We start from the raw sequence: 13,702 nt of genomic DNA on the forward strand, positions 1-13,702 counted from the left end.
AAAGATGTATGACAATATTTGATACTATAATCTTAGGAATAATTGAAGGAATTACAGAATTTCTTCCAATTTCTTCAACAGGACACTTAATAGTAGCAAGTGAATTTTTAGGAATTGAGCAAACAAATATTAATAAAGCTTTTGAAGTAATTATTCAATTTGCAGCAATTCTAGCAGTAGTATTAAATTATCCATCAAAATTTACTTTTAAACACGTAGATTTGTGGACAAAAGTTATGATTGCATTTTTACCAATAGCTATAATTGGATTTATATTTTCAAAGCAAGTAAAAGCTATGTTCTCAATTGAAATAGTTGCATATATGTTTATAGTTGGGGGTATTATCTTTTTAATTGTAGAAAAATTCTACAAAGAAAATGAAACTCATACTTTAGATGTTGAAGATGTTACATATAAACAAGCTGCATGGATTGGGTTTGCTCAAATATTTGCATTAATTCCAGGAACTTCAAGAGCAGGTTCTAGTATTATTGGAGCTATGTTAGTGGGATTAAATAGAAAAGCAAGTGCTGAGTTTTCTTTTCTTTTAGCTTTTCCTGTTATGTGTGCTACAACTGCTTATGATTTATTAAAGCATTATAAAGAACTATTTACAGATGCAAATATAATGAACTTAGCAGTTGGTTTTGTTGTCTCTTTTCTTGTTGCATTTGTTGCAATAAAACTGTTTTTAAAATTTTTAGAAAATTTTACTTTTGTAGCTTTTGGTATCTATAGAATTTTATTTGGTGTTTTATTACTTGTTATTTTGAACTATAATATTACATATTAAAGAAACAGCATTTGAATTAATTGATGAAGCTAGATTTTTACTAATAGTATGAATATCACTATTTATTGCTTTAAAGAAATCTTCTTCATTCAAATCTTCTTCTCTTTGTAAAAAACATAAACCTCTATCTTTTAAATCTTTTGCATTATAAAACTGATGATCTCCTGCTGCATATTTGTAAGGAATAAAAAATGTTGGTAAACAATTAGCACAAAGTTCCCATAAAGTTGAAGCCCCAGCTCTGCTTACACAAAAATCCGCTTCTTGCATTTTTAAAGGAATTTCTTTAGAAAAATCAAAAACATCAGCTTTTATATTTAATTTTTCATATTCATCTTTTACTCTTAGAAAATCATTCTTTCCTGCTTGATGAATAATTTTAATATCCATTTCATTTAATTTAAAAGCTACTTTTAATGCAAAATCATTGATAGCTAAGGCTCCTTGAGAACCACCAAAAAATGCTATTGTTTTAACTTCTTCTCTAATTCTACCTAATTCAAAGAACTCTTGAGAAACAGGATAATCTTTAATTTTAGAACTTTTTAAAAAAGAGGAAAAAACTTCAGTAGCAAATTTTGAAGTAAGCTTATTTAAACTTCCCATTACAGAGTTTTGTTCATGAATATAAAGCTTACAATCCAGCTTTGCAATTGAAGCAAATGTAGCAGCTGCTGCTGAAAAACCACCAACAGAGATAACAGTTTTTACATTATATTTTGTAAATAAACCTAAGCAATAAGCAGTTTTAGAAAGAATATTAAATAATGATTTTACTTTTCCAAGTGCATTTTTATTCACTACACCTTTTGTATCTAGAAAATATGTTTTTTTAAACCTTTTATCATTCTCAAACCATTGTTTATCTTGACCATTTGAAGAGCCAATAAATATTACAGGTATACCTCTTTTATTAAATTCATCAACAAAAGCATCAGCAACTTTTAAATGTCCACCTGTACCTCCTCCAGTTACTACAACACTTCCTCTCATTTTATACCTTTTTCTCATTTATTTTTATATCTTCATCACTTACAACTCTACTTATGGATAAAACTAAACCAATTGCAATAGACATGGATAGCATAGAAGAACCACCATAAGAAAGAAGAGGTACAGCAATACCTTTAATTGGTATCATTCCTGATATACCATAAGAATTGATTAAAAAGGCGATTATAATCATTAAAGCAATTCCTAATGTAAATAGATGATAAATAGGATTTTTAACACGTCTACTTATTCTAAATATTCTCCAAATGATAGAAAACATTATTCCAATAATACACATTAATCCAAGAAGTCCAACTTCTTCAGTAATACCTGCTAAAACAAAATCTGTATGAACTTCAGATAAAAATCCAACTTTAATATCGCCATTTGAAATACCTTGACCTAAAAAACTTCCATTATGCATTGCATTTAAAGAATGTGAAACCTGATAAGGTTCAGGTAGTTCATCAATTCTTAAATATGATTCAGCCCAAGAAGGTAGTACAGATAAAATACCATCTTGAACCATAGCCCACCAAGAATAAATTCTCTGAATTCTATGAGGAGCCGCAAGAATCAATCCAACTAAACCTAAAAGTGCTCCCGCTCCTAAAACTAGAAATATTTTAAAAGACCTATTTGCAAAAATTAAAAGAACAACTAATATTATTCCTAAAAGAACAACTTGACCTAAATCTTTTTGTAAAAAAGCCACAATAAATACAACAGCAAAAAATGTTAAAAAATATGGTGCTAAAAGTAATGACTCTTTTTTTAAGCCAATTTTTTTAGGTTGGTCCATAACTTTTCTATGAAAAGACCATGATAGAAAATATATAAAACCTATTTTGAAAAACTCTACAGGAGACAAAGAAAAACCAGGCATTCTTATCCATCTGTTTGCACCTCCTGATGCTGTTACCATTGAGGCTGGAAGAGCTGGCATTATTGCCATAAGAAAGAAAAATAGTAAAAATAAACTCATTCCCACTTTTCCTACTAATTTATCAGGATGAATTAATGAAAAAGACCACATTATAAGTATTGCAACAACAGCAACCATAGCTTGTCTAATAAAAAAATGAAATTGACTATATCCATAATATTCAACAGTATAAATACTTAAAGAATAGGAGAAAACAACGCTTAATGAAATTAATAAAGATACTAAAATAAGTAAAGGATAGTCAGCTTGTTGACAATTTAAATTATTTTTTAGTGCTTTAATCTTATTTTTGTTAGAATACATATCTTATTATATAATATTATGGATAAAGATGTCTTCAAACAAAATCGAAAAAATAAATAAAACAAAGAAAATAGCAATATTATTTATGATTATTTTCTTATTTTTGTTAATACTAATTATTTCAGTATTTAGAACAATAACTGAATATAGGCACATGCCGACTCTTCAGAGTGAAAAAAAAGAACTATCTGTGCGTGGTGATATTGTAAGTTCTGATAATTTCAAAATTGCATCTTCTAAGAAACTTTATAAGGCCTCAATTGATACTAGACATTTATCAGAAGATAAAAAAGAACTCTTTTTGCAACTATTTTCAATTTATAGCAAAATTCCATATAAAAAATTAAAGAAGAAACTACAAAAAGCTAAAAATAAACCTGGGAATTTAGTATTATCTTATAGTATTGATTCAAGAACAGCTAAAAACTTAAAAGAACTTGCATTTAAACTTAGACGTCTTGATGTTTTTATTTCAAGAAAAGTTAAAGGTGGAAAAATCTTAAGAGGTTTGAGTATTAGAGAAAGTGGAGAAAAAAGACTTTTTTCTTACGAAGACACTCTAACTCCAGTAATTGGGTATATATCAAAATTTGAGAGTAAAGAAGGAACAACAAAAGTAAAAGGAATTAAAGGTTTAGAAAAAAGTTACAATAAAGTTTTAAATGAATCAAAAGATGGCATCTTACAAGGAAATAGAGATGTTCTTTCATATATTGCATTTGATAAAGATTCAGTAATTAGAAAAAGAATTGATGGAGCTACACTAAACTTAAATATTCCACTTAAACTGCAAAAAAACAATGAATTAACACTTGATGTTCATAAAAAGAAACTAAGTGCAGATGAAATAATGGTATCAATAATGAATAGTAAAACAGGTGAAGTTTTAACACTTGCAAGTTCTAATAGATTTAACCCAGAGAAAATTAGACAAAAAGATATACCATCATTAAATGTAAATGCAATAGAATATCAATTTGAACCAGGTTCAATTGTCAAACCAATCTCGATATCACTTGTAATGGATAAAAATAGAATTAAAAAAAATGAACTCTTTTTTGCATATAATACAAAAGGTAAAGCAAATAGTAAAGGTGAATTTCCAAAAGGTAAATATAAATTAGGCCGATATACGATTGGTGATGATCATAGATTTAAAAAACACTACTTAACATTAAAAGATGTTGTAATTTACTCTTCTAATATTGGTACATTAAAGATTGCTCAAAGATTAACAGGTCCAGAGTTTTATGAAGGTTATAAAAGATTTGGTTTAGCTAGAAAAACAGGAATAGACTTGCCATATGAGAAAAAAGGAGTGATTCATAGTGTAAGACAATATTCAGCTGGAGATAGAGATAAAGAAGATAATATTTTTAAAGCTACAGATTCTTACGGACAAGGTATTACAGCAACATTTATGCAAATGATGAAAGCCTATACAGTTTTTAATAGCGAAGGATATATGTCTACACCAAAAATAGTTTCACACTTATTACATGACAATAGTAAGTATAAAGCTTATGACAACAAACCTGAAAAAGTGATTTCAAAAGAAACTGCTCTTAGAATGAAAAAACTATTAATACAAACTGTTGAAGAAGGAACAGGAAAAGCTGCAAAAATAGAAGGTCTTGAAATTGGTGGGAAAACTGGTACAGCACAAATTGCAAGAGGTGGGAAATATCTAAAAAAATATATTTCTTCATTTTTTGGTTTTGTTAGTGATGGCGAAAATTCTTATACCATAGGTGTTACAGTGATGAATCCAAATTCAACAGGTAAATATTGGTACTATAGATATGCTTCATCTTCAGCAGTACCAGTATTTAAAGAAATTGTACAAAATTTAATTAAATTAAACTATCTTACACCTAAAAACGATATAATTTCAAAAAATAAATAAAAGGTATATAATGTTCGGAAAAAAATTAAAAAAATATGATTATACAGCAGAAGAATTAGCAAAATTCCAATATGCAAAATTTACTACAAGTAAGGGAGTAATTTTAATTAAATTATTCAATGAAGAAACACCAAATACAGTTGCTAACTTTGCAACTTTAGCAAATGATGATTTTTATAATGGTCTTAACTTTCATAGAGTAATTGATGGATTTATGGCACAAGGTGGATGCCCAAATAAAACTGGTACTGGTGGACCAGATTGGGCAATTGAATGTGAAGTAGATAAAGAGAAACAAGTACATAATAAAGGTAGCTTATCTATGGCTCATGCGGGTCCAAATACAGGTGGAAGTCAATTCTTTATTTGTTTTGTACCTTGTCCTCATTTAGATAGACATCATACAGTATTTGGTGAAATACAAGCAGATGATAGTGATAGTTTTTCTGTTTTAGACTCGATTGAGCAAAAAGATGAAATAATTTCAATTGAAATATTAGAATCAATATAAGTTTTAATATATATAAAAATAAAAAAGGTTAATCGAAAGGTTAGCCTTTTTTTATGTAAAATTTAAAAGTAAAAAGCTAAACCCGAAAATGAGGCTAAAAAAAAAGCTTTCAGCTAAAAGAACAAAGTTCAAATAGCTAAAAGCTTGTAAATAAATACTCAAGAGCTGGCAGCGGCCTACGTTTCCACAAGGGGACCCTGCAGTATTATCAGCGATGAAGAGCTTGACTTCCAGGTTCGAAATGGAGCTGGGTATTTCCTCTTCTCTATAACCACCAGCAAAACTGAGTAATCAATATACCATTGCAAAAATGCTAGTATACTCATTACTCAACTTAATCTGTGAGTAAAGATATTAATAATGTTAAAGTCAACACATTTTATTTTTTATTCATACATTGCGTACACTTAATAAGATAGTAAACCAAAGAATACTAAATTTGAATTATAAATAAGCCAAACGATCTATTAGTACTAGTCAGCTAAACGTCTTACAACGCTTACACATCTAGCCTATCAACCAGCTAGTCTTGCTGGGATCTTCAGGGAAAGTTAATCTTGGAGTTGGCTTCGTGCTTAGATGCTTTCAGCGCTTATCTCATCCGTACGTAGCTACCCAACGATGCTCTTGGCAGAACAATTGGTACACTAGTGGTACGTTCATCCCGGTCCTCTCGTACTAGGGACAAATCTCCTCAACTTTCCTACGCCCACGGAAGATAGGGACCGAACTGTCTCACGACGTTCTGAACCCAGCTCGCGTACCGCTTTAAATGGCGAACAGCCATACCCTTGGGACCTGCTTCAGCCCCAGGATGCGATGAGCCGACATCGAGGTGCCAAACCTCCCCGTCGATGTGAGCTCTTGGGGGAGATCAGCCTGTTATCCCCGGCGTACCTTTTATCCTTTGAGCGATGGCCCTTCCACACAGAACCACCGGATCACTATGACCGACTTTCGTCTCTGTTCGACTTGTATGTCTCACAGTCAAGCTAGTTTATGCCATTATACTCAACTGGCGATTTCCATCCGCCATGAACTAACCTTTGTAAGCCTCCGTTACTTTTTAGGAGGCGACCGCCCCAGTCAAACTACCCACCAGACATTGTCCTGAACGAGGATAACTCGTCCCAGTTAGTAACTCAAATATTCAAGGGTGGTATCTCAAGGATGGCTCCACTAGAATTGGCATCCTAGTTTCATAGCCTCCCACCTATCCTGCACATGAATATCCAAGCTACAGTGTCAAGCTGTAGTAAAGGTGCACGGGGTCTTTCCGTCTTTCCGCGGGTAGGAGGAATTTTCACCTCCACTACAATTCCACTGGATCCCTGGTTGAGACAGCTCCCATCTCGTTACGCCATTCATGCAGGTCGGTATTTAACCGACAAGGAATTTCGCTACCTTAGGACCGTTATAGTTACGGCCGCCGTTTACTCGGGCTTCAATCAAATGCTTCGATAAATCTAACATCATCAGTTAACCTTCGAGCACCGGGCAGGCGTCACACCTTATACATCCTCTTACGAGTTAGCAAAGTGCTGTGTTTTTGGTAAACAGTCGGGAGGGACTCTTTGTTGCAACCTCTCTAGCTTTCGGAAGTAAATTCCTATACCAAAGTAGGCACACCTTATACCGAAGATACGGTGCTAGTTTGCAGAGTTCCTTAACCAGGGTTCTTCCACGCGCCTTAGAATACTCATCCCACCCACCTGTGTCGGTTTACGGTACGGGCAACAAACAATATGCTTAGTGGCTTTTCTTGGCACGACAGTATCATCGATTCTCCATCTCCTCCGAAGAGTGTCAGGAGCCTGTAAGATCTCGGTCTCATGTAATCCGGATTTGCCTAAATTACGACCTACGTCCTTCGACCCACTATTCCATCAGTGAGCTCGATTAACTCTATGCGTCCCCACATCACGCTTGTTTGTTGGTATTGAAATATTAATCAATTTGCCATCGTCTACCCCTTTCGGACTCGACTTAGGACCCGACTAACCCTACGATGACGAGCATCGCGTAGGAAACCTTGGGTTTTCGGCGTTGAGGATTCTCACCTCAATTATCGCTACTCATGCCTGCATGCTCACTTCTATCCGCTCCAACGCTCCTTACCGGTACATCTTCAACGCTGAATAGAACGCTCTCCTACCACTCAATATAAATATTGAATCTAAAGCTTCGGTGCATATCTTAGCCCCGTTATATTTTCCGCGCAGAATCACTAGACCAGTGAGCTGTTACGCTTTCTTTAAAGGATGGCTGCTTCTAAGCCAACCTCCTGGTTGTCACAGTAACTCCACATCGTTTTCCACTTAGATATGACTTTGGGACCTTAGCTGTTAGTCTGGGTTGTTCCCCTCTCGACATAGGATTTTATCACCCTACGCCTGACTCCTGCGATTACACATATAGTATTCATAGTTTGATAGGGTTTGGTACCGCGGTAAGCAGCCCTAGCCCATTCAGTGCTCTACCCCTATATGCTACTACGCAAGGCTATACCTAAATATATTTCGGAGAGAACCAGCTATCACGAAGTTTGATTGGCCTTTCACCCCTATCCACAAGTCATCCGAGCACTTTTCAACGCACACCGGTTCGGTCCTCCACTGGCTCTTACACCAGCTTCAACCTGCTCATGGATAGATCACTTCGTTTCGGGTCTGCAGCATCTGACTAAGTCGCCCTATTAAGACTCGCTTTCGCTACGGCTTCGCACTTGGCTTAACCTTGCCAGACACCACAACTCGCAGGCTCATTATGCAAAAGGCAGTCCGTCACCCTGATAAATCATAGGGCTCCGAATGATTGTAAGCTAATGGTTTCAGGTTCTATTTCACTCTCCTCGCTGGAGTACTTTTCACCTTTCCCTCACGGTACTTGTTCACTATCGATCTGTAAGTAGTATTTAGGATTAGAGGGTGGTCCCCCTAGATTCAGACAAAATATCACGTGTTCCGTCCTACTCAGGATACCAATAGAGCTATTGAACATTTCGATTACAGGAGTATCACCTTCTACGCTTAACCTTTCCAGGTTATTCATCTATATTCTCTAGTCTCACATCTTGGTCCTACAACCCCCTATGCAAGCATAGGGTTTGTCCTAATCCCATTTCGCTCGCCGCTACTTTGGGAATCTCTTTTGATTTCTCTTCCTCTGGTTACTGAGATGTTTCACTTCACCAGGTTTGCCCACTTTCGTGTAACTAATATCTCTATTAGCTGGGTTGTCCCATTCGGAGATCTACGGATCAAAACTTCTTGACAGTTCCCCGTAGCTTTTCGCAGTCTAGTACGTCCTTCATCGCCTCTTACAGTCTAGGCATCCACCATTAGCCCTTAATAGCTTATAATAAACAGAATTTAATCTGTCGCATTTGATAATTATTCTTTGGCTACTATCTTATTAAACATACTTTAATGCATATTTCATAAAATAATAAATTGTGTTCTATCTAATCTCTTAGATAGTTTTTAAAATTGTTTATTAATCTTTACTAATAAATTAGTATTAATTAATGAAAAAATTAAAAGACTTTAACATTATATTTTTAAATATCTTGCTAGCTTAAAAAAACAAGTTTTTTCAAGGTAACGCGTTTTGGTAATTAAACCAAATATAAATACTTCTTTTAAGTACTTATATTTAGTTTAGCAACTAAACTTTTATCAGTGTAATTTGGTTTATATGATGGTGGAGAATAGCGGGATCGAACCGCTGACCTCCTACGTGCAAGGCAGGCGCTCTCCCAGCTGAGCTAATTCCCCATCGTAGTATATTAATTATTAAGTTATAGATTATTTAAGAATGGTGGGCCTACCAGGACTTGAACCTGGGACCTCACGATTATCAGTCGAGCGCTCTAGCCAGCTGAGCTATAGGCCCCTATTACCTATTAAATAAATAATCTTTATAAACCGAACATAATACTCTTTATTGTTTTTCTTGACGAACTTAGAAACGAATCTAAGTTCATATCTCTGAAAGGAGGTGATCCAACCGCAGGTTCTCCTACGGTTACCTTGTTACGACTTCACCCCAGTTACTGAATCCACTGTGGAGGGTAGCTACTTTAGCATTCCCGCTTCGAATGAGTTCAATTCCCATGGTGTGACGGGCGGTGAGTACAAGACCCGGGAACGTATTCACCGTAGCATTGCTGATCTACGATTACTAGCGATTCCAACTTCAAGCAGTCGAGTTGCAGACTGCTATCCGAACTGGGAGATATTTTTGAGATTTGCTCCACCTCACGGTATTGCTGCTCTTTGTATACCCCATTGTAGCACGTGTGTAGCCCTGGACGTAAGGGCCATGATGACTTGACGTCGTCCTCACCTTCCTCCTGGTTACCCAGGCAGTCTCATTAGAGTTCTCAGCCGAACTGTTAGCAACTAATGACGAGGGTTGCGCTCGTTGCGGGACTTAACCCAACATCTCACGACACGAGCTGACGACAGCCGTGCAGCACCTGTATGATAGTTCTAGCAAGCTAGCACTATTACATCTCTGTTATATTCTATCTATGTCAAGTCCAGGTAAGGTTCTTCGCGTATCGTCGAATTAAACCACATGCTCCACCGCTTGTGCGGGTCCCCGTCTATTCCTTTGAGTTTTAATCTTGCGACCGTACTCCCCAGGCGGCACACTTAATGTGTTAACTGCATTACTGCAAGGTCTAGCCTCACAACAACTAGTGTGCATCGTTTAGGGCGTGGACTACCAGGGTATCTAATCCTGTTTGCTCCCCACGCTTTCGAATCTCAGCGTCAATAATGTTCCAGTAGATCGCCTTCGCAATCGGTATTCCTTCTGATCTCTACGGATTTTACCCCTACACCAGAAATTCCATCTACCTCTCCCATATTCTAGATAGAAAGTTTCAAAAGCAGTTCAATAGTTGAGCTATTGGATTTCACTTCTGACTTTTCTATCCGCCTACATTCTCTTTACGCCCAGTGATTCCGAGTAACGCTTGCACCCTCCGTATTACCGCGGCTGCTGGCACGGAGTTAGCCGGTGCTTATTCATATAGTACCGTCATTATCTTCCTATATAAAAGGAGTTTACGCACCGAAATGTGTCATCCTCCACGCGGCGTTGCTGCATCAGACTTTCGTCCATTGTGCAATATTCCCCACTGCTGCCTCCCGTAGGAGTCTGGACCGTGTCTCAGTTCCAGTGTGACTGATCATCCTCTCAAACCAGTTAAGCGTCATTGTCTTGGTGAGCCATTACCTCACCAACTAACTGATACTGTACAGGCCGATCTTCAAGCTATAAATATTTCCCTTGCTCCCTTATGGGATAAAGGCATATAGGGTATTAGCAATCGTTTCCAATTGTTATCCCCTTCTTGAAGGCACGTTACCTATATATTACTCACCCGTGCGCCACTTAGCTGACAATTAAAGCAAGCTTTAATCCGTTCTCGTTCGACTTGCATGTGTTAAGCACGCCGCCAGCGTTCACTCTGAGCCAGGATCAAACTCTCCATAAAGAAGTGCGATACAAAGTTGACTTAATGTCAAGTTTTATAAACGCGTCTAGTTTGATACTGACAAATTTGTATTGTTATACAAAATTATCACTCAAATTTATAGACAAGAATTACATTCTTGTTATAATATTTTTATTTTTTTTAAATCTATTTATTTTAGATTATATATTAGAGTATTATATTCAGTTTATAAAGATTACTTTACAAACTTCATTACATTGTTAAAGATCATCCGTTTATGTGTCGCTTGCGCTCTACTTAAATTGGACGGGAATTATAGAGAATTTTTTATGCTTTGTCAAGAGGTATAACTTAAATTCTGTTTAAATTTTTAGATTTGTGTTTTTTTGGGTTTTATTCTTTATAGATATATCCTGTTTTACTTTCTAGATTTATAGTTCTTTTTTGATCTAAATTATCTACTAATTCTATCTTACAGTTATTCATGATTTCATATGAATTTGAATCATTTGAGATATTACTTAGTTTTGAATATATTTTACCATCACTTGCAAAAGATAATTGTCCTAGAGAACTTGTTTCATTACATGAAACATTTACAGACTTGATATTAAAATTTTGTGTGATTAATACGTATTTACTATTTTTAATATTTTCTTTACAATGATTTGTACTATATATATTTTTTAAAGTAAGACTATCTTTTAAACTATCTTCAATACTTGGATGACCTGAATTGTTTTTATCACTATAAATTGAATAGTAAATTCCACCTACACTTTCTCGACATCTAAAAAACTTCAAAGTCCATCTTTTTTTGTGCCAGAGATTATTGTTATTATCAAATTTGTCATTTATCATAGATTGGTATCTTGTTTGTTTTAAATACAATACAAGCCTATTTGCCAATTCATCTATATTACTAATTTTAGTTTTTGGTATAAAGGCTGTATATAAAAAGCCTAATAGAGAAATTATTAACACTAGTTCTAAAAGAGTAAAAGATTTTTTCATTTAATTTATTTAATATAAACTTTATATAGATCTTTATTATAGTAACTTACAGTCATTTTTAATTTATATGAATCAAATTCATCTAAGCTAATATAATGTTTTGTCCCTTCATTTATTCCATAAAATTTCAATCTTAATAGTAATTGCTCATCATTACTAGAAATCATATCGATATTATTTCGTTTGAGTTCTTCTGCTAATTCTTTTATAAAATGGTATTTGTAAACAAAATGTTTTTTTGCATTTGGAAGCACTAAGTATAAAGGTTTATTTACAATTGTAAAAAACACATTTATAAAAAGCATAAATAAAACTAGTACTACAGCAATATTATGTTTTTTTCTAAATTCTTTTAATCTAACTCTATATGAATGGAAAAATATCTTTAACATAAAAGGTAAAGAAATTACAACGTAAGGTGCAAAATCTTCAATATACACTCTTTGTCTAAAAGAAAATAAAAAAGATAAAATTAATGCAGTAGTAGAAATATACCATGTTAATGATTTTTCTTTTTCTTTAAAACCAATTCTATAAATACTATAAAAAAAGTATAAAAAAAGTAGTGGAGAAAAGATTGATGCATAAATTGCAAACGTGTCAAGAAAGAAACCTCTTGGTTTTCCTATTGTTGAAAAACCATAAATATACATCGATAAAGAAAAAAGAATTAATGAGATCCAAGGTAATAAACTTTTTTTATCTTTTAATGAATAAAAAAATAGTGCTAAAAATAATATAGCAAAAGAATTATCAATAAAGACAAATAAACACAAAAGAACATAGGAATGTTTATTTGTGATTTTATAATAATACAAATATAGTAAAGTAAGGAAAGTTACAATAATTGCACTATTTACTAATAACGAAGCACTTAAAACTCCAGGTAAAAGCATAAAAATACAAATAGATATAAATCTATCACTTTCTTTATTAAAGTAATTTTCTGTAATTTTATACATCATTAAAACACTTAAAATATAAAAGAGTATAAAGGGTAGACGTAAGGCTATATCATTTTGCCCAAAAATATAAAGTGATGTATTTGTAACATAAGTTAATACAGAGTTATTTACAAATACATTTAGAGCTTCTTTGTATGAAATACTAAGTGTATTTGAGACAAACAGCAGTACAACAACTAATATTGATAGTAATAAATAAAAGTAGTAATTGTATCTGTTCGTATTTATCATAATTTTAAAAAGTTATCAATCATTTCATATCCATGCTCACTCATAATTGATTCTGGATGAAATTGTACTCCGTATATTTGTTTGTCTTTGATTTCTAATGACATGATTTCATCATCATCAAGACTCATTGATGTTGGAATTACAACATCTGGTAAATTATCTTTGTTTACAGTTAGAGAATGATATCTTGTTTCTATAAACTCATTTGGTAAATCTTTAAAAATAACTGTATCTTTTAGAACTTTTACTTTTGAAGTTTTTCCATGCATCATATTCTTTGCTCTAATTACCTCAGCTCCAAATACTTGTGCGATACTTTGATGACCTAAGCATATCCCAAATATTGGTTTTGTGTCACTAAAATGCTTTATTACATCAAGACAAACCCCTGCATCATTAGGTGTTGCAGGTCCGGGAGAGATGATAATTTTTTCTGGGTTTAGTTTTTCTATTTCTTCTATACTTAATTCATCATTTCTTATAACTTTTAAATCTGCTCCTAATTCTAAGCAGTATTGAACAATATTGTATGTGAATGAATCATAGTTATCAATCATTAAAATCATTTT

Annotated in this window: 8 protein-coding genes, 2 tRNA genes and 3 rRNA genes; 3 read left to right on the top strand and 10 right to left on the bottom strand. The window is 33.8% G+C overall.

All coding sequences use genetic code 11. The features are described 5' to 3' along the window. The first annotated feature begins 8 nt into the window (after positions 1 to 8). Positions 9 to 794 carry an undecaprenyl-diphosphate phosphatase gene (locus LPB137_RS11730; RefSeq protein ID WP_076088288.1) on the top strand — a complete coding sequence of 262 codons (786 nt, stop codon included), beginning with the start codon at positions 9 to 11 and terminating at the stop codon, positions 792 to 794. Here the strand turns inward: LPB137_RS11730 and LPB137_RS11735 are convergent. Further along, positions 759 to 1,787, bottom strand: coding sequence for a UDP-N-acetylglucosamine--N-acetylmuramyl-(pentapeptide) pyrophosphoryl-undecaprenol N-acetylglucosamine transferase (locus LPB137_RS11735; protein ID WP_076088290.1), 1,029 nt, complete (start codon positions 1,785 to 1,787; stop codon positions 759 to 761). The two genes, LPB137_RS11730 and LPB137_RS11735, sit on opposite strands and share 36 nt — an antisense overlap. Position 1,788: 1 nt before the next feature. Further along, positions 1,789 to 3,036, bottom strand: a complete 1,248-nt coding sequence (locus LPB137_RS11740; RefSeq protein ID WP_076088292.1) for an FtsW/RodA/SpoVE family cell cycle protein — start codon at positions 3,034 to 3,036, stop codon at positions 1,789 to 1,791. A 28-nt stretch (positions 3,037 to 3,064) separates the two neighbouring features. On the opposite strand from LPB137_RS11740, the gene LPB137_RS11745 reads away from it, so the two are divergent. Then, complete coding sequence (locus LPB137_RS11745) at positions 3,065 to 4,942, top strand: peptidoglycan D,D-transpeptidase FtsI family protein (protein WP_076088294.1); 1,878 nt, start codon at positions 3,065 to 3,067, stop codon at positions 4,940 to 4,942. Between the two features lie 10 nt (positions 4,943 to 4,952). Then, on the top strand, positions 4,953 to 5,453 hold the full coding sequence (locus LPB137_RS11750) for a peptidylprolyl isomerase (protein WP_076088296.1): 501 nt from the start codon (positions 4,953 to 4,955) through the stop codon (positions 5,451 to 5,453). A 163-nt stretch (positions 5,454 to 5,616) separates the two neighbouring features. Here the strand turns inward: LPB137_RS11750 and rrf are convergent. The 8 genes from rrf to LPB137_RS11790 form a co-directional block, all read right to left on the bottom strand. Continuing rightward, positions 5,617 to 5,732 (bottom strand): 5S ribosomal RNA (gene rrf / locus LPB137_RS11755). Between the two features lie 167 nt (positions 5,733 to 5,899). Next, positions 5,900 to 8,814, bottom strand: a 23S ribosomal RNA gene (locus LPB137_RS11760). Positions 8,815 to 9,153: 339 nt separating this feature from the next. After that, positions 9,154 to 9,229: transfer RNA gene (locus LPB137_RS11765), tRNA-Ala, on the bottom strand. Between the two features lie 41 nt (positions 9,230 to 9,270). Next, positions 9,271 to 9,347, bottom strand: a tRNA-Ile gene (locus LPB137_RS11770). Positions 9,348 to 9,445: 98 nt separating this feature from the next. Continuing rightward, positions 9,446 to 10,962 (bottom strand): 16S ribosomal RNA (locus tag LPB137_RS11775). The 16S, 23S and 5S rRNA genes sit together here with 2 tRNA genes alongside, the layout of an rRNA operon. Positions 10,963 to 11,316: 354 nt before the next feature. After that, positions 11,317 to 11,937 carry a type II secretion system protein gene (locus tag LPB137_RS11780; RefSeq protein ID WP_076088298.1) on the bottom strand — a complete coding sequence of 207 codons (621 nt, stop codon included), beginning with the start codon at positions 11,935 to 11,937 and terminating at the stop codon, positions 11,317 to 11,319. 5 nt (positions 11,938 to 11,942) lie between these two features. Continuing rightward, positions 11,943 to 13,133, bottom strand: a complete 1,191-nt coding sequence (locus LPB137_RS11785; RefSeq protein ID WP_076088300.1) for a glycosyltransferase family 39 protein — start codon at positions 13,131 to 13,133, stop codon at positions 11,943 to 11,945. Continuing rightward, a complete protein-coding gene (locus LPB137_RS11790; RefSeq protein WP_076088302.1) occupies positions 13,130 to 13,699 on the bottom strand; it encodes an anthranilate synthase component II in 570 nt (189 codons plus the stop codon). The genes LPB137_RS11785 and LPB137_RS11790 overlap by 4 nt, the downstream gene beginning before the upstream one ends. Positions 13,700 to 13,702: the final 3 nt, after the last annotated feature.

Source organism: Poseidonibacter parvus, from assembly GCF_001956695.1.
Classification (GTDB): Bacteria; Campylobacterota; Campylobacteria; order Campylobacterales; family Arcobacteraceae; genus Poseidonibacter; species Poseidonibacter parvus.